A 22,034-nucleotide genomic window follows, 5' to 3' on the forward strand; every position below is an offset into this window, starting at 1 on the left:
AAGACGTTTTTCTACGGCGAACGGAGACAGGCATGGCGTCCGTGGTGATCTATACGAGACAGGGTTGCGGCTATTGCAGCGCGGCTAAAGCGTTGCTGGGCGGCAAGGGCGTGAATTTCCAGGAGCATGACGCCACCGGCAAGCCCGAAATCCGTGAGGAGATGATGGCGAAATCCGGCCGCAACACATTCCCGCAGATCTTCATCGACGGCCAGCATGTCGGCGGCTGTGACGACCTGCATGCACTCGACCGCGCCGGCAAGCTCGACCCCCTGCTGGCGGCCTGATCCATGGTGAAAATCGCCGCGATCCAGATGTGTTCGGGCGTCGACCCGGAAAAGAACGCGCTGCGCATGGAGGCGCTCGTCCGCGAGGCCCATGCCGGCGGCGCGGTCTATATCCAGACGCCGGAAATGACCGGCGCTCTGCAGCGGGATCGCAAGGGCCTCGCCGCCATTCTCAGGCCGGAAGAGAGTGATCTGATCGTCGCTCGCGCCAAGGCGGTCGCAGCGGAACTCGGCGTTTACCTGCATGTCGGCTCGACCGCGATTGCGCTTGAAGACGGCAAGACCGCCAATCGCGGCTTTCTGTTCGGACCCGATGGCGACCTCGTTTGCCGCTACGACAAGATCCATATGTTCGACGTCGATCTCGACAATGGCGAGAGCTGGCGCGAAAGCGCCGTTTATCGCCCGGGGTCGGAGGCGCGCGTGGCGCGTCTGCCGTTCGGCGCGCTCGGCTTCGCCATCTGCTACGATGTCCGCTTTCCCCAGTTGTTCCGCGCCGAGGCTCTGGCCGGCGCTGAAATCGTCAGCCTGCCGGCCGCTTTCACCCGTCAGACCGGCGAAGCGCATTGGGAAGTGCTGATCCGCGCCCGCGCCATCGAAAACGGCGTGTTCATGATCGCCGCAGCGCAAGCCGGCCTGCATGAAGACGGCCGCGAAACCTACGGCAATTCGATGATCGTCGATCCCTGGGGCCGTATACTCGCCCGCGCGCCTTCGGTCGGCGAAGCGGTGATCATGGCCGATATCGATGTCGCGGAAACCGCCGCAGCCCGCGCCAAGATCCCCAACCTCAGGAATGCCCGGGATTTCGAGTTGGCCGAAGTCCGGCTCTGACCCCAATCATGGATAAGTGAGATCGTGATCCGCTATTCCCTCCATTGCGACAAGGCGCATGAATTCGAAGGCTGGTTCGCCTCGAGCGCCGATTTCGATCGCCAGGCTGAGGCCGGCTTCGTGTCCTGCCCTGTCTGCAACTCGCTGTCGGTCTCCAAGACGCTGATGGCGCCGAGCGTCTCGACAAGCCGTCGCAAGGAAGAAACCATGGCGCTTGCGCTCGATGTCACGCGCCGCGAGGCGATGCAGAAGCTGCGCGAAATCGTGAATGAGGTGCGGACCAATTCCGAGGATGTCGGCGAGCGCTTTCCCGAGGAGGCCCGCAAGATCCACTATGGCGAAACCGAAGCGCGCGGCATTATCGGCCAGGCCTCGCCGGTCGAGGTCAAGGCGCTTCTCGAAGAGGGCGTCGAGATCGCGCCGCTGCCCGTTTTGCCCGACGACGCGAACTGAGCGACCTGCATTCGGGCTCCAGCCCGAGCCCGCGATCGTCAACAAAGTCCGATCGTCCCCGAACCCTTTCTTAACCAAGACCCATGTACAAGCGGAGACTGTTCCTTTTCGCGCGTATGAGTTCGGGTATTGCGTATCATGGCCCTTCTGCAGGCCCCAGCCAAGGACGTTCCGTCGGGTCGCGTGAGCCAGTTGAAGGCGCGCGCGGCGAAGGTCTGGACGCGGCTGCGCGCATCCGACGCCGAAAGTCGCGCCGGCCGCATGGCGCTGATCGCCTTTCTCATCCGAATTCTGTCGGCCGGCATCGCCTTCGTGTCGCAGATCATTCTCGCCCGCATCATGGGCGAGCACGAATATGGTCTGTTCGTCTTCGTCTGGGTGCTGGTGATCCTGATCGGCAATCTCTCCTGCTTCGGCTTTCATTCGGCGCAGATCCGCTTCCTGCCGCAATTCGAGGCCGAGCGCGACCATGACCGCGCCCGCGGTCTGACCACCGCCGCCCGCATCTTCGCGCTCGTGTCCTCAAGTATCGTGGCGTTGATCGGCTATATCGCGCTTTCCCTGTTCGGAGACCGGCTCGAGCCCTACTATGTCGCGCCGCTGTTCATCGCTCTGTTCATCCTGCCGATGATTGCGCTGGGCGACACGATGGAAGGCACGGCGCGCGCCAATTCCTGGGCCGTGGTGGCGCTCAGCCCCACCTATCTCATTCGCCCGACGCTCATCCTCGTCTTCATGCTCCTGGCCGTCTGGGCCGGCGAGCCGCGCACCGCTCAAACCGCGCTGGTCGCCAGTCTCGCAGCCACCTACGCCACCACGATCGGACAGTTCTTCAATATCAACTGGCGGCTCAACAGGCGCTATGAGCGCGGCGCCTCGGTGGTGGAATTCGGCTCCTGGCTGCGTGTGGCGCTGCCGATTTTCCTGATCGAAGGCTTCAGCTTCCTGCTCACCAATTCCGATACGGTGGTGACGGGCCTGTTTCTCGATCCTGCCGAAGTCGGCGTCTATTTCGCGGCGTCGAAGACCATCGTCCTCGTGCAGTTCGTGTTCTTCTCGGTGAAGGCCGCAAGCGCGCCGCAATTTTCCGCCCTGCATGCCCGTGGCGCGACACACGAACTGGCGGAATTCGCCGGCCGCACGGTGCGCTGGGCCTTCTGGCCGTCGCTTGCCGTCGGTCTGGCGCTGCTTGCAGCCGGCAAGCTGTTGCTGTCGATGTTCGGGGCCGGCTTTGTGGCCGGCTATGACGTGATGGTCATCCTGTTCTTCGGCATCATGACGAAAGCGCTGGTGGGGCCGGGCGAAGTGCTCCTGACCATGTCCGGGCATCAGGCGCTGTGCGTGAAGCTCTATGTCGCGGCGCTGGCGGTCAATATCGGCCTCAATGTCGTGCTTCTGCCGCTGTTCGGCATCGAAGGCGCGGCCTTTGCGGCTGCAGGCGCGATGGCTGCGGAAGCGCTGCTGCTGCATGTGGCCGTGCGCCGCAAACTTGGAATTATCCTCTTCGCATTTGCCCGGCCGATCGCCGGGACCAAGACTTTGGGAGAAGCCTGACCATGGCGTTGACGCCCGCTCATCAGGACGATGGATTGCAAACCTCGCTGCATCTTGCCGAGGGTCGGCTGGCCGGCGATCTCGATCGTCCGACTGCGCTGATCACGCTTGAGACGGGCAAGCCCGGCCGGACGCTGTCGATTTATCACACCCAGTCGGGCTACGACCTGCAGAACGAGCTCGACTTCCTGTCCAACCGCGCGCTCGAACCGAACGTCTTTTTCTCCAGCCGCTTTCTCGCGCCGGCCATGCCGCGTCTCGAAGATAGGGAAGTGCGGCTCGCGCTGATCCGCGACGACTATGAAGGGCGAAGCCGCCTGCGCTATCTGATGCCCTTTTCGGTCGAAAAACCCGGCTTCTCGCTGGGCGCGCCGATCCTGCGCGTCTGGGCCAACAATTTCGGCCCGCTCGGCACGCCGCTGGTCGACGCCGAAGGCGCGGCCGAGACCCTCGACCATCTTCTGACGGCGCTCGCCGAACCTCGGGCCAAGCTGCCGCAGGTGTTGGTGATACCGGATGTTCGCGTGCGCGGTCCCTTCACCCAGTTGATGAAAGCCATCGCTCTGTCGCGCAATCTTCCGGTCGACGTTGTGGGTCTCAGCGAGCGGCCCATGCTCGAAAGCCTCGAAGATGGCGAGACCTATCTGCGCGCGTCGATCAAGGCGTCGCATTTGCGCGAGATGCGCCGGCAATGGGGACTGCTCGAACAGGCGGGCGCCGTCACCTATGCCGTCGCCCGCCAGCCTCGCGACATCCGCATGCGCATGGAAGAGTTCCTGCTTCTCGAAGCCTCGGGCTGGAAGGGCCGCAAGCGCACCGCCATGCTGTCGGACCGCTATCGCGCCGCCATGGCTCGCGAGGCGGTCAACAACCTCGCCGAAGTCGACCAGGCGCGCATCCACACCATCGATCTCGACGGCAAGGCCATCGCGTCGCTGATCGTGCTGATGATGAATGGCGAGGCCTATGCCTGGAAGACCGCCTTCGACGAAAACTATGCCCGCTTTTCGCCGGGCAAGCTGCTGATGGCTCAGGTCACCGAATGGCATCTCGACGACGCCAACATCACCCGCACGGATTCGCTCGCAGCGCCGGATCACCCGGTCATGAGCCGTTTCTGGCGGGAACGCGAGACGATGGGCACGCTGATCGTTGGCTTGACGCCGCATGCCGACCGTGACGTGCGCCAGGCAGGCTCGCAGCTGCATCTCTATCAGAACACCAAGAGTGTGGCGAAGATGATCCGCGAAAAGATCCGCGCCTTCGCCGGGCGTTCCTGATCAGGGCGTCGACTTGATGTGGCGGCCGAAGTCCGGCGCCGCCGTATCCTGGCCCGCCTCGATGATCGATCGGCGCACCGCGCGGGTGCGGGTGAAGAGATCGAACAGCTTGTCGCCTTCGCCCCAGCGGATCGCCCGCTGCAGATAAGCCAGATCCTCGGAGAATCGCGCCAGCATTTCCAGGATCGCGTCCTTGTTGTGCAGGCAGACGTCGCGCCACATGGTGGGGTCTGACGACGCCAGACGCGTGAAATCGCGGAAACCCGACGCCGAATATTTGATGACTTCTGATTCCGTGACCGTTTCCAGATCCGCCGCGGTGCCCACAATGTTGTAGGCGATGATATGCGGGAGATGCGAGACGATCGCCAGCACCTTGTCGTGATGGGCCGGGTCCATTTCCTCTACCTTCGACCCCAGCGTTTCCCAGAAATGACGAAGCCGGGCGATCGGTTCCGCTTGGCTGCCCTCGACCGGCGTCAGAATGCACCAGCGACCTTCGAACAGATCGGCAAAGCCGGCGTCCGGGCCTGAATGCTCTGTGCCGGCGATCGGATGGCCGGGGATGAAATGCACGCCTTCGGGCACATGCGGCAACATCTGGCTGATCACCGATGCCTTCGTGGAGCCGACATCGGTCAGGATCGCGCCCGGCTTGAGGGAAGCGGCAATCTCTTCGGCCACCGCGCCGGATGCGCCGACAGGCACGGAGACGATGACGAGATCGGCGTCGCGCACACAGTCGCGGGCCTCTTCGCAATAGAGCGTGCCCAGACCAAGTTCCTCGGCCCGCGCCAGCGTCTCGCGGCTGCGGGAGGAAATCGCCACCTCGCGCGCCAGGCCCTTGAGCTTGACGGCGCGAGCGATGGAGGAGCCGATCAGGCCGATGCCGATCAGCGCGATCTTGTCGAATTGAAGTGTGCTCATGGTCAGAAGACGCGCCCCGAAAGATTTCGCTCACGCCATAGACCGCGCGCCGGCGTTTGTCGAGATTGGGCTTTACTCCGCCTTGCGCGCCGTCGGCACGCCTTGCGGCGACAGAACCGGCACGAAAACGCGGCGCGACGCGCGGGCATGAACGGGGAGGCCCTGATAGAGCCGTTTCTGCGCTTCACACAGGATCACGCCGGAGAACACCGGCAGGAGCCGCCGCCCAAGCGGTTCGAGCCCGGACAGGAGCCGGAGCATCGCCCGGCTGCGATAGGGCGGGAAGAACAGGGCGCCGGCGGAAGCGCCGGGGGTGAAGTTGGCTTCGCGCAGCAGCGTCACCAACTGTCCGCCCGAATAGGGGCGTCCGGCGCCGAAGGGCGTGTGTTCGAGACGCGCCCAGACGCCGCGGCGATTGGGGACCACCACCACCAGACGCCCGCCGGGGGCCAGAACCCGCCAGACTTCTTTCAGCATCTCGCGCGGATTTTCGGCGAATTCCAGCGAATGCACCAGGAGAACGCGATCCATCGAAGCGTCGGGCAGCGGCAATTCCTCGTCGAACACCAGCGCGGTGGCCGAAAACCCGTCTGACGGCCAGTTCACCGCGCCCTGGCCAGCGGGCATGAAGGCGAAGGCGCGTTCGGCGTCCTGCTTGAGGTGATCGAGATAGGGCGGCGCATAGCCCAGCCCGAGCAGGCGCTCGTCGGGCAGACGAGGCCAGAGCCCTCTCAGGCTCGCTGTGATCGAGGCCTCCGCCAGCCGGCCGAGCGGCGAGTGATAAAATTGCCGGAGGTCCACGATGTCGGTGTTCATGGCGCAAATGTAACGAGGGCGGGTTGGACTTCAAGCCTCGATCGCCTAAATCTTGCCGACGACAGCACAGGAGAGACCCATGGCGACGCTCGAGATCGAACTGTTCACCGCCCGCAGCGACAATTTCGGCGTCCTTCTGCACGATCCGGCGTCCGGGCGCACAGCGTCGATCGACGCGCCCGAGGAGGCGGCGATCCTCGCTGCTTTGGAGCGGCGCGGCTGGACGCTGACCGACATCTTCACCACCCATCACCATCCCGATCACGTCGAAGCCAACCTCGCTCTCAAGGCCCGGTTCGGCGCAACGATCACCGGACCCAAGAACGAAGCGGCGCGGATTCCGGGCATCGACAAGGCTGTCGGCGACGGCGACAGTTTCGATTTCGCCGGCCATCGCGTCGAGGTGATCGAGACGCCCGGTCACACCGCCGGCCATGTCTGCTATCATCTGCCGCAGGACAAACTGCTGTTTTCTGCAGACACGCTGTTCGCGCTCGGCTGTGGGCGGCTGTTCGAGCGGCCGGCCGAGGTGATGTGGCCTTCGCTTCTCAAGCTCCGCGCGCTGTCGGCCGACACCACCGTTTATTTCGGCCATGAATATACACTGTCCAACGCCCGTTTCGCCGTGACCGTCGACCCCGAGAACGCGGCGTTGAAGGCGCGAATCCAGGCGATCGAAACACTGCGCGCCGAGGGCCGCCCGACTGCCCCCACCCTGCTTGCCGACGAAATCGCCACCAATCCGTTCCTGCGCGCCGATGATCCCGCCATTCGCGCCCATCTCGGAATGGAGAGTGCGGAGGATTGGCAGGTCTTCGCCGAAATCCGCGCCCGCAAGGATCGGTTCTGAGCATGCGACGGCTGACGAGCGAGGCCGAGATCGCGGAGGCCGTGGCCGAACTCGTCGCGCTCGATCCGCGCTTCGCCTCGGTCGTGGAGCGGGCGGGAGTGATCCCGCTCCGGTTTCGGCCGGCGGGTTATGCCGCGCTCGCCTCGATCATCGTCTCGCAGATGGTGTCGCGCGCGTCCGCCGAGGCGATATGGGCGCGGTTGGAGACCGCGCTTGGCAATGTGGAGTCGGGGCGGTTGTTGTCGTTTGCCGAGACCGATCTCAGGGCTGTCGGCCTATCGGGTGCGAAAATCACGGCGCTGCGCGCTGTCGCCGAGGCTTGCCGCGCTGGCCTCGATCTCGAAGCCATCGCAGGCTTTCCCGCAGAAGAGGCGATCAGCGCGCTCACCGCCATTCGCGGCGTCGGACCCTGGACGGCGGAAGTGTATCTCCTGTTTTCGGGCGGCCATGCCGATATCTTTCCAGCGGGCGACGTGGCTTTACAGACCGCAGCGGCGCGCGCCCTGGGGCTCGCGGCAACGCCGCAGCAGCGGCAATTGCGGCAGATAGCCGAGGCGTGGCGGCCGCTGCGCTCAGCGGCGGCGCGGCTTCTCTGGGCGTTTTATGCGACAGAGCGACGCGGCGCGGGCGTGTTGGCCGGTTGATGGGCGCTTTCTTAAAAAACCGTTTCTTTTCAGGCTTCACAATCCTGTTGCAATGCGCCTAGTATGAAGGGGCAGGGAATTCGAATCGGTCAGGGAGTCCATCTTGACGATTGCAGTATCACCCCAGTCGCTTCCGGCGTTGGTCCTTAATGCGGACTATCGGCCCTTGAGTTATTACCCCTTGTCGCTGTGGTCCTGGCAGGACGCGATCAAGGCCGTATTTCTTGACCGTGTGAACATCATCGCCGAATATGAGCACTCGGTGTCCTCGCCCAGCTATTCCATGAAGCTGCCGAGCGTCGTCTGTCTCAAATCCTATGTGCAGCCGTCACGCTATCCGGCCTTCACACGCTTCAATGTCTTCCTGCGTGACAAGTTCGAATGCCAGTATTGCGGATGTGAGGACGATCTCACCTTCGACCATGTGACGCCGCGAGCGCTTGGCGGTCAGACGACGTGGGAAAATGTCGTCACGGCCTGTGCGCCCTGCAATTTGCGCAAGGGTTCGAAACTGCCGCGTCAGGCCGGCATGTTCCCGATGCAGAAGCCTTACCGGCCGACGGTGCAGGACCTGCACAACAACGGCCGGCTGTTTCCGCCCAACTATCTGCATGAGAGCTGGCTCGATTATCTCTACTGGGACACCGAACTGCAGCCTTGAGAAACGGCCCCTCGCGGGCCTTTTTTCATGCCTTGCGGAGCAATCCCCGGATGCCGATGGCCGCGAGCGCGAGGCTCGCAATCACGTTCCAGCCCGCGAACGACAGGCCGAGCACGCGCAGCGTCGCATCCGTGCAGGACGGGCCGTGCTGCTTGTTGATGTCGTCGAGCAGGCTGCCGGCGTTCTGCGACACCGCATTGACCGAGGTCGAGCAGCTCGCGGGACCTTCCCAGAAGCGCCATTCGACGCCCGAATGATAGACGCCGAGGCCTGCGCCGATCAGCATGGCGAGCACGATGAGCGCGATCAGCGCTTTCGTCACAATGGGCGGCAGACGCAGCCAGGCGGCCAAGATCGCGATCAGCCCGAGCGGCACGCCGATATAGTAGGGATCGCGCTGCAACAGGCAGAGCGCGCAGGGTACATAGCCGCCGATATGCTCGAAACCGAGCGCGCTCAGGATGACCACGGCCATGCTGAGCGTGAGGAGCAGGGCGACGCCCAGATTGGGTCTGTCCGCGATCATGGAAGCCTCAATGTTTCAGCGCGAGATAGAGGAAATAGGCGAGGATCAGCGCCACGGCGACGGAGCCCACGATCATGTTGAGCCTGCGCTCGATGAAGTCGCGGATCGGGCTGCCGAAACGTGCAAACAGCCAGGACAGCAGCATGAACTTGCCGCCGCGCGCCGCCACCGCCGCCAGGAAGAACACCAGCAGATTGACCTGCAGCACGCCCGACAGAATGGTCACCACCTTGAGCGGCGGCAGATGCGCCACCCCTGAGGTCACCAGGAACAGCATCACCAGTTCCATCGACACCGCCGATTTCAGCGTCTCGAAATCGTCGAGCTTGCCGTAGAATTCCAGGATCGGCCTGGCGATGGCCTCGAAGGCGTAATAGCCGATCATCCAGCCGGCGACGCCGCCCAGGATGGAGCCGAGCGCGGCAATCAACCCGTAGCGCCAGACCTTGCGCGGATTGGCGATCGCCATGGGCAGGAACAACACTTCCGCCGGCACCAGAAAGATCGAGCTTTCGACGAAGGAGATGATGAAGAGCCAGAGCTCGGCGGAAGGACGTTCGGCGAGCCGCATGGTCCAGTCGTAAAGTCGTCGCAGCATCATCGGCCCCGTTCACGCAATTGCATCGTCTTTAGGCCTGCGGAGGCAAATTTGCAAATTTCCTTCGCGCGCCGCCTGCACACATCGTCGTGAAAATGCAGGCGCCGCTCGCCGGTGAAATCGCGCCATGATCTTCAAAAAAACCGGTTGACCGCAGCCTTCGCCTTCGTATAGTCCCGCGCAGTCTTCCAGTGATTTTCCTCACTGACTTGCCCCATTGGCGGAATTGGTAGACGCGCTCGACTCAAAATCGAGTTCCGAAAGGAGTGCTGGTTCGAGTCCGGCATGGGGCACCACAAATCCGAACACAATCTCAATTTGCCGCGCCCGCTCAGGCGGACGCCTCTGTGCGCCCTTCGCGTCCCAACAGCGCAATCAACCCGCCGCCAATGATCAGCAACGCCCCCACAAGCGTGGTCAAATAGGGAATTTCGCCGAAGAACAGGAAGCCCCAGAGCGGTGCCCAGAGCATGCCGGTATATTCGAAAGAGCCGACGATGCTGGCTTTGGCGACGCGGTAGGCCTGGGTGAGCAGCGTCACGCCGATCGCCGCGATGACGCCGCAGGAGGCGATGGCAAGGAAATCGGCGAGCGTCGGCCATGACCAGGACCGCACCAGGAAATCGAGCGAGGGATGGCCGAGTTCCTCGACGCCGATCAGATGGGTGATCGCGGCGATGATCAGCGCGCCGATCAGATAGACGCCGTTCTGGTAGCTCGCCATTACCGAAGCGGTCTCCTTGTCGCCGAGGCGTCGGGCCATCAGCATGGACAGCGCATAGGTGGCGGCCGAGAACAGCGACAGGAGCGCGGCCGGCTCAAAGACGCCGAGCCCAGGCCTGAGCATCACCAGCACGCCGGCAAAGCCGATCAGGGCGGCCACGATCTTGCGCGGCGTGATGGTTTCGCCGAGCAGGGGCGCCGCAAGCGCCAGCATGAACAGCGGCACGGTGAAATAGAGCGCCACCGCGTCGGCCAGCGGCAGGGCGGGAAAGGCCATGTAATAGCTGGTGTAGGCCAGCAGCATGATGGCCGAGCGCACGGCGAGCGAACGCGCATTGGGGGACAGAAGCGGCTTGAGACTGCGGTGCTCCCACCAGACGAAGGCGAGCAGGATGGGGGCCGAGACGAGGCAGCGGATCGACACGACTTCGGTCAGCGCATAAGAGCCGGACACGGATTTGATCACTGCGTCCTGCAATGAGAAGACAAGCACGCCAAGGCATAGCATGGCGACACCGAAGGCGGTTCTGTTCTGCATGGCGAATCCCGGATTGCGAGGTCAGATTAACGTCCGCAAAATCAGCGCCAAGTCCGGATCGCGACATCCTCGAAAAATACCGTGCGACGCCTGCGGACGCGCCGCTTGAGCCTCTATTTCCACGCAGTGCGGAATATGCTATTGCAGCGCACCAACACGCGGGGTTTGTGTGCATGTTCCTGCCAGATTGCGGCGGTTATGACGAGCTGATGGCCCGTTTCCGCTGGGAGATTCCGGAAAAATTCAATATGGGCCGCGCGGTCGCCGATATCTGGGCGGCGCGGGAGCCTTCGCGGCTGGCGCTCGAGCACTATGAACTCGACGGCCGGCATCGCCGCATGAGCTATGGCGAACTCGCCGATCTCTCCAACCGCTTTGCCGCCTCTCTCGTGGCGCTGGGCATCCAGCCCGGCGATCGTGTCGCGATCCTCCTGCCGCAATGTTTCGAAACCGTCATCGCCCATCTCGGCATCTACAAGATGGGCGGGGTGGCGCTGCCGCTCGCACTGCTGTTCGGCGCCGATGCGCTCGATTTCCGGCTGAAGGATTCCGGCGCTGCGGCCATCGTCACAAATCCCTATGGGCACAGCAAGCTAGAACCTCTGCTCTCCGGCCTGCCGTCGCTTCGTCGTGTGGTGGTCACCGAACCGGCAGGCGGTTCTGCTCTGGCGTTTCAGGCGCTGATCGAGGCCGAAGCCGGTGGCTTTGCGCCCCCCGATACCAGCAAGGACGACCCGGCCTTGATGATCTACACATCGGGGACCACTGGTCCGCCCAAGGGAGCGCTGCACGCTCATCGCGTGCTGGCCGGTCATGTGCCCGGCGTGCAGGCGGCGCAGGAGATGATGCCGCAGCCGGGCGACAAATTCTGGACGCCGTCTGACTGGGCCTGGGCGGGCGGGCTTCTCAATTGCCTGCTGCCGGGATTGATGCTCGGCGTGCCCGTCGTGTCCTCGCCGGCGCAGAAATTCGACGCGGATCTCGCTTATCGAATCATGGCCGATCTCGGCGTCACCAACGCCTTCATTCCGCCGACCGCGCTCAGGCTGATGGCGGCGATCGACAATCCGCGTCAGCGCTATGCGCTGAAATTGCGCGCCATCGGCTCTGCGGGTGAAACGCTGGGCCGAGAGACCTATGAATGGGCGAAACGGACCCTCGGGATCACCGTGAACGAATTCTACGGCCAGACCGAATGCAACATCGTGCTCGGCTCCATCGTCGGTTTCGGCGTCAGCCGGGCCGGCGCGATCGGCAAGACCATGCCGGGCCATACGGTCGCCGTGATCGACGAGCTCGGTCGCGTGCTGCCTTCAGGCAAGGCGGGACAGATCGCGGTTCGGCGGCCCGATCCGGTGATGTTCCTCGGCTACTGGAACAATCCCGAGGCGACGGAGAAGAAATTCATCGGCGACTGGATGCTGACCGGCGACCAGGGGGTGATGGATGCGGACGGTTATGTCGATTTCTTCGGCCGCGACGACGACGTCATCACCTCCTCGGGCTATCGCATCGGGCCTGCGGAAATCGAGGATTGCCTGATATCGCATCCGGCTGTCCGTCTCGCGGCTGCCGTCGGCAAGCCGGACGCGTTGCGCACCGAAATCGTCAAGGCCTATGTGGTGCTCGCCGATGGCGTGATCGGCGACGACGCCCTGAAAAAGGATATTTCCGATTGGGTGCGCCATCGCCTGTCGATGCATGAATATCCGCGCGAAGTCGACTTCATCGACGCGCTGCCGCTCACCACGACCGGCAAGGTGATCCGCCGCGAGTTGCGCGACCGCGCCGCGCGGGAAGCCGCGGGCGACATACGGCGACGCAACAGCGCCTGACGCCAAAGATCTCCGGGGTGAGATCAGAGCGGCGGAATGCGGCCGAGCGGGATCATGCTGAGCGAGATGTGGCCGCGATCGACGCGGATCGTCACCTTCACATCGTCCTTGCCCTTGGCGAGGCCCTTGAGGAGCGCTGAGACGGCGGAAATGGAGTCGCTGGCGTCGGGGAAAATCTCGCTCAATTTCCTTTTCCAGGCGTCGATGTCGTCGAGCTTGGCGCGGAATTTTCCGTTCAGATAGCCGTCTTCGTCGATGTCGAAATCGCCCGAGAGTTCGCCGAACAGGCCGTCAGTGGTCTCGATCTTGAAGCTGGTGATGGTGCCGCTCGATGCGCGCAGCCTCAGCGGCTTGCCGGCCAGAACCTCGGCCTGATCATCCAGTCGCATTTCCAGGCTGGTCGAGATTTCCGGCAGCAGCGCCTCGCCGGTTTCGGACGACACCGTCAGTTTGCGGGCCAGAACGGCGAGTTCGAGATTGCGATCGACGCGGCGCAGATGCGCCTGTCCCTCTTCCGCGCCGACATCGAGATCGACAGGCAATTGCGCCAGCCGAAGCCCGCTCTTGATGTCCGTCCCGGTCAGCGACAGCGATGTCAGACCATCGAGGCCGGCGCTGGCGCCCGCCCGCAACATCTTCCAGGTCGCCTGAGCAGTCGAGCCATCCGGCGCGGTCACGGCACCCGGGCTGTCGATTTCCGCAATGGCGCTGTTCGGCGCATAGATGCGGGCGGCGATGCGGGCGGCGCCGGCGCTGGCCGACAGGCCCTTCGTCGTCGTCAGGCCCGACCGAGCGCAGGTCGCGCCGATGAGAAAGGGAAAGCCGTCGACTTGAGGAGCGTCGCAGACGAGTTCGGACAGGCCCAAAGTCGCTGGATTGGCGATGCTCGCATCGAGTTCCGTTTCGATTTTGCTTGCAACGAAGAACCAGCCGGCCGAATAAAGGACCACGACCAGCACCACCGCGACGCCGAGCCGCCTGATCTTGCGGGAGGCGGATGAGGGCGCGCTGGTTCTGTCTTGCATGAATTTACTCTCGGATCAGTCTATCGCGAATGTCTATGAAGACCTTGCCTGCCGATATGGACGAATTTTGGGTGTTTGGCTACGGGTCGCTGATGTGGAATCCGGGCTTCGACCATGAGGAGCGGCGGCTGGCGGTGATTCGCGGCTATCATCGCGCGCTCTGCATCCATTCCTGGGTTCATCGTGGCACGGAGGAAAAGCCAGGCCTGGTGCTGGGGCTGGATCGCGGGGGAGCCTGCAAGGGCGCGGCTTTCCGGGTTCGCGCTGACCGCCGCGACGAGGTTCTGGCCTATCTTCGCGCCCGTGAACTCGTCACCAATGTTTATCTCGAGCGTGTCGCGCCCGTGACGCTCGATTGCGGCGCCCGACGTTTGGCCGTAACCTATGTCGTTGATCGCCGGCATCGGCAATATGCGGCGGGGCTGAGCGTCGAACGGGCGACCGAGATCGTGGCGTCCGCCCGCGGCGCGTCCGGAGCCAATATCGATTACGTTCTCAACACGCTTGCGCATCTGCGCGAACTCGGCATTCGCGATCACTGGATGGAGGCGGTGGGCAAAGGCCTCCGGAGCGATCAGCCGGCCGCCTGAGCGTCCTTGATGGCCTTCAGCCGCGACCGGGTGATGGCCGTGAGCTTCAGATGCGGATTGGCTTCCACCGTCTCCATCAGCAACCGATCGCTTTCGACTTCCATTTCAGTGGCGAGATGCTGAAAGAAAGCCTGCGCGGACATGCCCGGCTCGATCGGCTTCATGATGCGGATCTTGATGTGTCCCGGCTGGCGCAGAAAGCCGTGGCGCGGCCAGAACAGCCCGGCATGCGCGACCATCGGCACGACCGGGACCTGAAGGTCGCTGTAAAGGCGGGCGACGCCATATTTGTAGTCCGGCTCCGCGCCCGGCGCCTTGCGGGTGCCCTCGGGATAGATGATCAGCTGCCTGTTCTTGGCGAGTTCCTCGCGGGCGCGGGCGATCATGTTGGGGATGGCCCGGCTTTTGTCCGAGCGCTTGATCGGGATCATGTCCTGCTTGGCGGCGTACCACCCGAACAGCGGTATCCAGAGCAGTTCACGCTTCAGGATATAGACCGGATCGTCGACCATCGGCACGATGGCGATCACGTCCCAGAAGGACTGATGCTTGGCCGCGATGATGCAGCCGCCTTCGGGAATGTTCTCGCGGCCCTCGATCTCATAGGTGAGCGGAATGATCGTCTTGGCGAGCCAGAGATTGAGCCGCGCCCAGTTCTTCGGGATCACATAGGCTGTCTTGCGCGGCAGGAAGAAATAGATGGGCGAGAAGATGATCATCTGAACGATGAAGCTCACATAAAAGGCGAGCTGAAACAGGGCCGAACGCAGATAGATCATGGAAAAGTCCCGGATGCCGAACTGCCGCATTCCTTAGCCGATGCCCGGCGGGATGCAAAGCCGGATATGTTCAGAGGATGACGCCGGCGTAATCGCGACCGACGACCAGGATGTATTTAACATATTCTGAAGCCAGCGCGCGCAGCATCAGGGGATTGGCGGCGATGTCCGACAGCGTCAGCCGCTTCTCCACGGGATAGGGGAGGAAGTCGGTGTCGCGGTCCAGGCGGCGGATTTCAGCCAGGCTACGCGGCATATGGTAATTGTTGGTCACGAGGATCACGCGCTTGTAGCCATGGGCGCGGATCCATTGCACAGTCTCCGAGGCGTTGCCCTCGGTGTTGCGCGCGTCATAGCCGATATCGACGCAGCATTGGAAAAGCTCGTCGCGGCTCTTGGTGAAGGAGCGGATATGGCCGACCGACGTGGCCGGATTGACGCCCGAAATCAGCAAACGCTTTCCGGCCCCCTGCGCGAGCAGTTGCACGGCCTGATCGATGCGTTGATAGCCGCCGGTCAGCGCAACGATTGCGTCCGCCCTGGGATTGTCGATAGGTCCGAGCGCTGCGACCTGCGTGTAGAAGACCACGAAACCGACGCCGAAGGCGGCGATCGAGGCGAGCACGATGAAACCGACCGTCCGCAGGAACAGGCGTACGACGAGGGAAGCCAGACCGCGCGTGGGCGGCTGGATTATGGCGTCCTGCTCTGGCTCGGCGTCATGAGTCATCGGGCACGAGGAATAGCCAAAGTTTGAGGCCCAATATAGGCATTTCAGGTTGTATTGATCATTCCTGATGTATATCGAGGCGACCAGGGTCGGAGCGGATGTGATCGATCTCGTCGATCGTCCGCATCACCGTGAACCGCGCCGTCAGCGTGGTCAGCGCGGCGATCACCAGCATGGTCAGGAAGATGCCGACATAACCGGTCCAGTCGATGGTGAAGGCGCCGAACAGCGCCGTCGCCTGATCGCTTTCGGGTGTGGCGATGCTGCTCGACTGCCACCAGCCGGCGGCGGCGAAGGAGCCGGCCGCGAGAAAGGCGCCCGCGAGCGAGCCTTTCAGGGAAATCAGCAGGAAATGCTTCTGGAATTCCTGCGCCACGAAACTCGATTCGGCCCCGACGAAATGCAGGACCTCCACGATGTGCCGGTTGCCGGCGAGCGCGCCGCGGGTGGCGAAGATGACCGTCAGCACCATGGCGAAGAAGACGAGGCCCAGCACCGCCGAGCCAATGACTACAGTCGTGCGCGCCATCGACACCAGTCGGTCGACCCAGGTGCGATGGTCGTCGAGATAGGCCTGCGGGATCTTCTTCTGCAGCGCCTCGCGCATGGCGGCGAAATCTGGCGGGTTCCGTTCGTCGATGGTGATCACCACCAGCCGCGGCACCGGCAGTTCGTCGATGTCGAGGCCCGCACCCAGCCAGGGTTCGAGCAGCCGCGACGTGGCGGCCTTGTCGAGCACCGTGCCGGTCTTGGTGCCGATAAAGGACAGAGCGAGATCGCGCGCCTCCTCAAGCGCCTTCTCCATGTCGAGCGAATCATCCGGCTTGATCTGGATGGTGATCTCGCGGGAAATCTGGCTCGCCCAGGAATCGGCGGTGGCGCGGATCATGCCCACGGCGCCGATGGTCAGGCAGGCCAGGAAGGACATGATGACGATGACCGCCAGTAGCGCCTTGCTCTGGACGCTGCGTTGCGGAACGATCGCCGCCGTCGGGCGAAGGGCGATCTCGCGGCGGGGCTTCTGTGCGGCGTCATTCATAGAGATCGAGCCGCCCGGAGGTGAGAATCATGCGGCGCGCCTCGATCTGGTCCATCAGCGCGAGGTCATGGGTGGCGATGACCACGGCGGTGCCGATGCGGTTGAGCTCCATGAAAAGCTTGAGAATTCGCTTGGCCATCGGCGGATCGACATTGCCGGTGGGCTCGTCGGCGAGCAGCAGCTCCGGCTGGTCGATGAGCGCACGGGCGATCGCCGCGCGCTGCTTTTCTCCACCCGAGAGCACAGGCGGCAGGACATTGATGCGGTCGCCCAGTCCCACCCATTTCAAAAGTTCCACGACATCGGAACGGTAGCTCGCTTCGTCCTTGCCGCGCACGCGCAAGGGGAGCGCCACATTCTCATAGGTGGTGAGATGATCGAGCAGGCGGAAATCCTGAAAGACGATGCCGATGCGTCGGCGCAGAAGCGGCAATTCGCTCTGCGGAATGGTCGAGGCTTCGCGGCCGAAGACGCGGATCAGCCCCCGCGTGGGCCTGAGCGACATGAACAACAGGCGAAGCAGGCTGGTCTTGCCGGCGCCGGATGGTCCTGTGAGGAACTGAAACGAGCGTTTGGGAATATCGAAGGTGAGATCCTTGAGGATCTCCGGCCCCATACCATAGCGCAGGCCAACATTTTCGAAATGAATCAACGTTTTGTCCAGTTGGTCCGAGGAGAAGGGCTCGCGCGCCGTTAGCGAAGCATTAACCATACCAGTTTACTTCTCATGAAGGTGAAGTTCAATGCCGGCGACGCGTCGGCTGGCAAACCGATGGGGAAGGCCATGCAGGCGAACAACAACAAGGCCTGGCGAACCGTGGCGGATATCGACGTGCTGCCGCCCGACCGCGCGTCGAAGTCCCGGGCAGCCTCGACCCCGCGGCGTCTCGATGTCGAGGATGCGGTGTTCGAAGTGCTTGCCGGTCCCGGTCGGACGCGCAGCAACGACAACCGGCCGAAATATTCCGGGACTTCGCAGTTCTCCCCTGCAGCCTCCGTCCTGGCCGCCATGTTCCGCATGGGCGGGGCGCTGTCGGCCTCCCTGGAGAGCTGGCTGCTGCGGCTCTCCCCCCAGGCTTTCACCTGCCTTCTGTCCGCGGCGGTGGTTGCGATCTTCGGCATGTTCGGCGGCTTCGGCGCCCTGAGCGGCCAGACGGCAGATTTGCGCGCCGGCCCCTATCTCGTCTCCAATCTCAGGATTTCCACCCGCGATCTCGACGGCATGCGGGTCGCCGAAGTCGAAGGCGAACTCGTCAATGACGGGGCCGCCGTGCTGGTAACCCCTGTGCTGGAACTGGTCGGCGGCCCCAACCGCACCCGTCTCGGCAAGATCTCCATCGACGCCGACCGCATCGCGCCGTCGATCCGGTTTCCGTTTTCAGGACGGTTCCAGATCGCAGGTTCGAAAGCCGAGGATCTTACGATTCTGATCGCCTTGCGTTGAACCGCGATGCAGGGTCGTGGTAACGGACCCTATTGGAACCACAATCGGAGCATCACCATGCATGTCATTCGCGGCAAGACGATCGAGCCGCTCTTCACCGCGGAAATGATTGCCGAGCGCAACACGGCGCTCGCACAGCAAATCGCCGCCGGTCCCACCAAGGATCTGCTGGTGATTTCGGTGCTCAAGGGCTCCTTCATTTTCGCCGCCGATCTGATCCGCGCGCTGCACACCGCCGGCCTTGCGCCGGAAGTGGAGTTCATCACGTTGTCGAGCTACGGCGCCGGCACCGTCTCGCAGGGCGTCCGCATCATCAAGGACATCGACAGCGACGTGAAGGATCGGGATATCCTGCTGATCGACGACATCCTCGAATCCGGCCGCACGCTGACCTTCGCCAAGGAACTGATGTATGAGCGCGGCGCCCGCACCGTGACCATCGCCGTACTGCTCGACAAGCACGACAAGCGCCAGACCTCGCTGGAAGCCGATTATGTCGGCTTTTCCTGCCCGGATCATTTCGTCGTCGGCTATGGCATGGATGTCGCCTACGCCTTCCGCGAACTGCCCTTCGTCGGCGTCGTCACCGGCGAAGCCTGACATTGTCTGCCTAAAGGCGGCCGGTCGCGGCGTAAACCTTTGGGCAAGCATAAGCGGCATTAGCCGGCGGGCTCCCGTCCGCGTTTACCTTTCCCAAAGGGCCGGTGGTGTTCACTGGCCCTCGCGTTAAAACGAGGTAAACATCATGGCTCGCATTCTCATTACCGAAGACGAAGATTCACTCCGCCGTTTCGTGGCGCGAGCGCTTCGCCTCGACGGTCACGAGACTGTCGAGGCGGCCGACGGCGCCGAAGGGCTGGAAGCCCTGGGCGAGGGGTCTTTCGACCTGCTTCTGTCGGATATCCGCATGCCGGTGATGGATGGCATCGAGCTCGCCCACAAGGCGTCGGCCAATCATCCCGATCTCAAGATCCTGCTGATGACCGGTTACGCCGAGCAGCGCGAACGCGCCGACGACCTCATGGAAAAGATCGTCGACGTCGTCTCCAAGCCTTTTTCGCTGCCGGATATCCGCACGGCCGTCGCCCGCGCTCTGACCACGCAGAAGGCGGCCTGAAGACGCACGCCGAACGCCTTTTGCACAGGCTGGCGCGTTTTTCCTCTTCGCAAAGCCGCTCTCACTTGAGATCGAGCAGTCGCTCCAGATAATCGCGCTCGATGATGCTCGCGGGGCCCTCTCCGAGCCGCTTTCGGATTTCTTCGAGGATCTCACGCGCCCGCTGGATGTCGATCTGGTCGGGCACCTTGACCTGTTCGTCCATGTCGCTGCCCATCTGGCCTGGGCGGCGGCCAAGCGGGTCTGCGCCATCCGCCTGCTGGCCCGGCATGCCCATGCCCTGCCCCTGACCTTCCCCGGCTTGACGCAATTGCTGCATCATTTCGCCGGCGCCCTTGCGCAGCGCCTCGAGCGCGCGGCCTTGCGCGTCGGCAGAGCGCTGTCCCTGCGACTTGCCGAGCGCATCGGCTGAGTCGCCCATTTCCTTTCCGGCCTCGCCAAAGCCCGGCATCGGTTTCATGCCGAGTTCGGAGAGCTTCTTCTCCATGCCCTTCAGATCTTTCTGAAGCTCGGACTGACGCTCCCGGAGCGCCTTGAGCGCTTCGCGCAGCTGTTCGGCCGTCATCTTCTCGTCGGGCGATTGTTCCTTGCCGTTTTCGTCTCCCGCCTGCGGCTGACCGTCTTCGCCGGGCGGGTTCATTTCCTGGAACGGGTCTTCATCGTTGCCGAGACCCTGATCGTCGCGCGGATCGCCGCGCTGCATGCGGTCGCGCAGCGCCTGTTCCAGCCGATGGGTCTCCTCCATCAGCTTCTGCTGCTTCTGCATCAGCTCGCCCAGCCGATCGATCTGGTCGCGCATCGGATTGTCGCCCTGCTGACGCTGGTTCTGGGGTCGCGCGGTCTGCAGATTGTTCAGCATGCGCTGCATTTCCGACAGAAGCTTCTGCGCTTCCTCGCGCGAACCGGAGCGGGCGAGATTTTCCAGCTGGTTCAGCATCTTGTCGATGTCCTGCGCCCGCAGCATCTTTTGCGGCTGGTTGGCCATCTGGTTGTTTTCGGGATTGCCCATGCGCTTGGCGAGTTCGCTGAGATAATTCTTCATCGCCTCGCGCAATTCCTTCATCAACGCCTCGATCTCCTTGTCGGAGGCGTTGCGCGACAGCGCTTCCGACAATTTCTGTTGCGCGTCTCTCAGGCGTTTTTCAGCATTGGAGAGATCCCCGTCCTCGATATAGCGGGCGACATCCCAGAAATAGGCGGCGGTCTCTTCGAGGCCCGGGACTGTCTTGGCGAGTTTCAGCCGGTTCCGGGTCGATTCGAGCATCAGGTAATGCGACAGATTGGGGATCGTCTCGTCGGCGCGGAATCCGGCGATTTCGGAAAGCTGCAGCGCCCTGGGGACCTTGTTGACGTCGAGCGCGAAGACCTGCCGCTGTTCGGCGATCGAACCCGCCAGCGCCTGGGTGAAGATGCGCTGCGGCATCAGGATCGTCTTGGTTTCGCTGCGGCTCTCATGTCCTGCGGCGTCGCGGGCGATCAGGGTGATCGCGACTTTTTTGCCCGACAGCGGATGTTCGGTCAGGTCGCGGCTCGCTGTCGCCTTCACGCTCTTGGCGTTGCCGGGCACATCGAGCCGGAAAACCGGGAGTTCGAACAGTGCGATCGCCTTGGGGTCCTGATCGACCGGCTTGATCTCGGCGCGCGCCTCGGTAATCCCGTAATCGTCCTCGGCGGCAAACGAAATCTCCAGCGCGCCGTTGACGGCGCGGTCCGGCTGCTTGTCGAAGCGGATCTTCGGAGGCGTATCCGCGGTGATCCTGAAGGCAAACCGCGTCGCGCCCAGCGCAAAGGCGCCGTCGCGCGCCAGCTTGACGGTATAGCTGACGCTTTCGAGGGCGCCCTCTGCCGGCTTGGCCGCATCTTTTGCCGCGGCCGGCTTGTCCGGGGTCAGAGCCACGCTCTTGTCGGAACCGGCAGGCGTGAAGCTCGCCTGTTCTCCGGCGGCGGGACCGCTGACGCGAACCGTCAGCACCGAAAATTGCGGCGCGACGACGGCTTCGTCCGCCTTCGGGGCCGGCGTTTTTGCGCCGCGCTGCGCCGTCAGATAGATCGGCGCCGCGCCCGTATAGGCAGGCGGCGTCAGCCAGGCGTCGATGCGGCTTGCGGCGGCGATGTCCTCGGGGGAGGAAAAGGTGAAGGCGTCTGAGACCCGGCCGCCGAGATTGGACAGCGAAAAACTCCAGGCGATCACCAGACCCAGCACGGCGAGCGCGCGCAGAGCATAGGGATCGCGCCGGGCGATATCGGGGGAGGGGCCGCCGCTGTCGATTGCGCCGATCCTGCGCGCCATGCGCTCCTGATGGGCCTTCCACAGCGCGAGCGCGAAGGGGTCCGATGTCGCGGGCGCTTCGTCCTGCACACGAATCGCCTGATGGCCGAGGCCGCTCTTCTGCTCGAGGCGGCTGTCGATTTCATCCGTCGTCGGCCAGCGGAAGCGACCGAGCGAGAGGAGGGAGACGGAAAAACCAAAGGCGAAGATCACCAGCGCGGCGATCTTGAGGGCGGACGGCATCGGTCGCCAGAGGCCGAACCAGCTCGCGATCAAGAACAGACTGATGACGCCGAGAACGGGCAGCAACGCGATCACGCCGCGTTCCGCCACGATCACGGAAGTCGCCAGCCTGCGCATCCAGGCGATCCGCCGTCTCAGGCGGCTCATGTCTGGGGGCGGCGCGTGGTTGTCCGTCGCTGTCATCCGGAGCCTTTGATGCGTTGTGACCGAAGCAGGAGCATAGCATCCTTTTCGGCAAAGGCGAGGCAAGGCCCGCTTTTGCCAGATCACAA

General features: G+C 63.4%; 24 protein-coding genes and 1 tRNA gene. 14 read left to right on the forward strand and 11 right to left on the reverse strand.

Going from position 1 to position 22,034, the window contains the following annotated elements; genetic code table 11:
- Positions 1 to 32: 32 nt before the first annotated feature.
- From grxC to E8Q41_RS19090, 5 genes are all read left to right on the forward strand, one after another.
- Positions 33 to 287 (forward strand): glutaredoxin 3, encoded by a 255-nt coding sequence (gene grxC / locus E8Q41_RS19070; RefSeq protein WP_137157139.1) that lies wholly within the window; start codon positions 33 to 35, stop codon positions 285 to 287.
- 3 nt (positions 288 to 290) lie between these two features.
- A complete protein-coding gene (locus E8Q41_RS19075) occupies positions 291 to 1,121 on the forward strand; it encodes a carbon-nitrogen hydrolase family protein (protein ID WP_137157140.1) in 831 nt (276 codons plus the stop codon).
- A gap of 24 nt (positions 1,122 to 1,145) precedes the next feature.
- A complete protein-coding gene (locus E8Q41_RS19080; RefSeq protein WP_137157141.1) occupies positions 1,146 to 1,574 on the forward strand; it encodes a DUF1178 family protein in 429 nt (142 codons plus the stop codon).
- Between the two features lie 138 nt (positions 1,575 to 1,712).
- A complete protein-coding gene (locus E8Q41_RS19085; protein ID WP_137157142.1) occupies positions 1,713 to 3,128 on the forward strand; it encodes a lipopolysaccharide biosynthesis protein in 1,416 nt (471 codons plus the stop codon).
- 2 nt (positions 3,129 to 3,130) lie between these two features.
- Positions 3,131 to 4,408 carry a GNAT family N-acetyltransferase gene (locus E8Q41_RS19090; protein WP_137157143.1) on the forward strand — a complete coding sequence of 426 codons (1,278 nt, stop codon included), beginning with the start codon at positions 3,131 to 3,133 and terminating at the stop codon, positions 4,406 to 4,408.
- Here E8Q41_RS19090 and E8Q41_RS19095 read toward each other — a convergent pair whose 3' ends face one another.
- Both E8Q41_RS19095 and E8Q41_RS19100 read right to left on the reverse strand, forming a co-directional pair.
- Positions 4,409 to 5,335: a prephenate/arogenate dehydrogenase family protein gene (locus E8Q41_RS19095; protein ID WP_137157144.1), complete on the reverse strand. Its 927-nt coding sequence runs from the start codon at positions 5,333 to 5,335 to the stop codon at positions 4,409 to 4,411.
- A 72-nt stretch (positions 5,336 to 5,407) separates the two neighbouring features.
- Positions 5,408 to 6,151 (reverse strand): class I SAM-dependent methyltransferase, encoded by a 744-nt coding sequence (locus E8Q41_RS19100; protein ID WP_137157145.1) that lies wholly within the window; start codon positions 6,149 to 6,151, stop codon positions 5,408 to 5,410.
- A 79-nt stretch (positions 6,152 to 6,230) separates the two neighbouring features.
- Between E8Q41_RS19100 and gloB the strand changes: the two genes are divergently transcribed.
- From gloB to E8Q41_RS19115, 3 genes are all read left to right on the forward strand, one after another.
- Entirely contained in the window at positions 6,231 to 7,001 is a 771-nt protein-coding gene (gene gloB / locus E8Q41_RS19105; RefSeq protein WP_137157146.1) for a hydroxyacylglutathione hydrolase, read from the forward strand.
- Positions 7,002 to 7,003: 2 nt separating this feature from the next.
- Positions 7,004 to 7,645: a DNA-3-methyladenine glycosylase gene (locus tag E8Q41_RS19110; protein WP_137157147.1), complete on the forward strand. Its 642-nt coding sequence runs from the start codon at positions 7,004 to 7,006 to the stop codon at positions 7,643 to 7,645.
- Between the two features lie 103 nt (positions 7,646 to 7,748).
- A complete protein-coding gene (locus E8Q41_RS19115) occupies positions 7,749 to 8,306 on the forward strand; it encodes an HNH endonuclease (protein WP_137157148.1) in 558 nt (185 codons plus the stop codon).
- Between the two features lie 25 nt (positions 8,307 to 8,331).
- Here the strand turns inward: E8Q41_RS19115 and E8Q41_RS19120 are convergent, their stop codons facing one another.
- Positions 8,332 to 8,832 (reverse strand): disulfide bond formation protein B, encoded by a 501-nt coding sequence (locus tag E8Q41_RS19120; protein WP_137157149.1) that lies wholly within the window; start codon positions 8,830 to 8,832, stop codon positions 8,332 to 8,334.
- A 7-nt stretch (positions 8,833 to 8,839) separates the two neighbouring features.
- Positions 8,840 to 9,430, reverse strand: coding sequence for a YqaA family protein (locus E8Q41_RS19125; protein WP_137157150.1), 591 nt, complete (start codon positions 9,428 to 9,430; stop codon positions 8,840 to 8,842).
- 211 nt (positions 9,431 to 9,641) lie between these two features.
- Between E8Q41_RS19125 and E8Q41_RS19130 the strand changes: the two genes are divergently transcribed.
- A tRNA-Leu gene (locus E8Q41_RS19130) sits at positions 9,642 to 9,726 on the forward strand.
- A gap of 35 nt (positions 9,727 to 9,761) precedes the next feature.
- On the opposite strand, the gene E8Q41_RS19135 is transcribed toward E8Q41_RS19130, so the two are convergent.
- A complete protein-coding gene (locus E8Q41_RS19135; protein ID WP_137157151.1) occupies positions 9,762 to 10,691 on the reverse strand; it encodes a DMT family transporter in 930 nt (309 codons plus the stop codon).
- 173 nt (positions 10,692 to 10,864) lie between these two features.
- On the opposite strand from E8Q41_RS19135, the gene E8Q41_RS19140 reads away from it, so the two are divergent.
- Positions 10,865 to 12,526 carry an AMP-binding protein gene (locus tag E8Q41_RS19140; protein ID WP_137157152.1) on the forward strand — a complete coding sequence of 554 codons (1,662 nt, stop codon included), beginning with the start codon at positions 10,865 to 10,867 and terminating at the stop codon, positions 12,524 to 12,526.
- A 23-nt stretch (positions 12,527 to 12,549) separates the two neighbouring features.
- Here E8Q41_RS19140 and E8Q41_RS19145 read toward each other — a convergent pair whose 3' ends face one another.
- Positions 12,550 to 13,551, reverse strand: coding sequence for a DUF2125 domain-containing protein (locus E8Q41_RS19145; RefSeq protein ID WP_137157153.1), 1,002 nt, complete (start codon positions 13,549 to 13,551; stop codon positions 12,550 to 12,552).
- Positions 13,552 to 13,595: 44 nt separating this feature from the next.
- Between E8Q41_RS19145 and E8Q41_RS19150 the strand changes: the two genes are divergently transcribed.
- On the forward strand, positions 13,596 to 14,141 hold the full coding sequence (locus E8Q41_RS19150; protein ID WP_246660254.1) for a gamma-glutamylcyclotransferase: 546 nt from the start codon (positions 13,596 to 13,598) through the stop codon (positions 14,139 to 14,141).
- Here the strand turns inward: E8Q41_RS19150 and E8Q41_RS19155 are convergent.
- The 4 genes from E8Q41_RS19155 to ftsE form a co-directional block, all read right to left on the reverse strand.
- Positions 14,126 to 14,920: a lysophospholipid acyltransferase family protein gene (locus tag E8Q41_RS19155; protein WP_137157154.1), complete on the reverse strand. Its 795-nt coding sequence runs from the start codon at positions 14,918 to 14,920 to the stop codon at positions 14,126 to 14,128. The genes E8Q41_RS19150 and E8Q41_RS19155 overlap by 16 nt on opposite strands.
- Positions 14,921 to 14,990: 70 nt before the next feature.
- Positions 14,991 to 15,650: a YdcF family protein gene (locus E8Q41_RS19160; RefSeq protein ID WP_137157155.1), complete on the reverse strand. Its 660-nt coding sequence runs from the start codon at positions 15,648 to 15,650 to the stop codon at positions 14,991 to 14,993.
- Between the two features lie 58 nt (positions 15,651 to 15,708).
- Complete coding sequence (locus E8Q41_RS19165; RefSeq protein ID WP_137157156.1) at positions 15,709 to 16,689, reverse strand: ABC transporter permease; 981 nt, start codon at positions 16,687 to 16,689, stop codon at positions 15,709 to 15,711.
- Positions 16,682 to 17,341 carry a cell division ATP-binding protein FtsE gene (gene ftsE / locus E8Q41_RS19170; protein ID WP_170976535.1) on the reverse strand — a complete coding sequence of 220 codons (660 nt, stop codon included), beginning with the start codon at positions 17,339 to 17,341 and terminating at the stop codon, positions 16,682 to 16,684. Before ftsE ends, E8Q41_RS19165 begins: the two co-directional genes overlap by 8 nt.
- Positions 17,342 to 17,473: 132 nt before the next feature.
- Here ftsE and E8Q41_RS19175 point away from each other — a divergent pair, with 132 nt between their 5' ends.
- The 3 genes from E8Q41_RS19175 to E8Q41_RS19185 all read left to right on the forward strand — a co-directional run bounded on the left by E8Q41_RS19175 (position 17,474) and on the right by E8Q41_RS19185 (position 19,250).
- Positions 17,474 to 18,133, forward strand: a complete 660-nt coding sequence (locus tag E8Q41_RS19175; protein WP_137157158.1) for a hypothetical protein — start codon at positions 17,474 to 17,476, stop codon at positions 18,131 to 18,133.
- A gap of 57 nt (positions 18,134 to 18,190) precedes the next feature.
- Positions 18,191 to 18,733 (forward strand): hypoxanthine phosphoribosyltransferase, encoded by a 543-nt coding sequence (hpt, locus tag E8Q41_RS19180; protein WP_137157159.1) that lies wholly within the window; start codon positions 18,191 to 18,193, stop codon positions 18,731 to 18,733.
- 145 nt (positions 18,734 to 18,878) lie between these two features.
- Positions 18,879 to 19,250, forward strand: a complete 372-nt coding sequence (locus E8Q41_RS19185; RefSeq protein WP_137157160.1) for a response regulator — start codon at positions 18,879 to 18,881, stop codon at positions 19,248 to 19,250.
- 61 nt (positions 19,251 to 19,311) lie between these two features.
- On the opposite strand, the gene E8Q41_RS19190 is transcribed toward E8Q41_RS19185, so the two are convergent.
- Positions 19,312 to 21,945, reverse strand: coding sequence for a TIGR02302 family protein (locus E8Q41_RS19190; RefSeq protein WP_246660247.1), 2,634 nt, complete (start codon positions 21,943 to 21,945; stop codon positions 19,312 to 19,314).
- Positions 21,946 to 22,034 lie beyond the last annotated feature (89 nt).

This window comes from Rhizobium sp. FKL33, assembly GCF_005222915.1.
GTDB lineage: Bacteria > Pseudomonadota > Alphaproteobacteria > Rhizobiales > Rhizobiaceae > Rhizobium_E.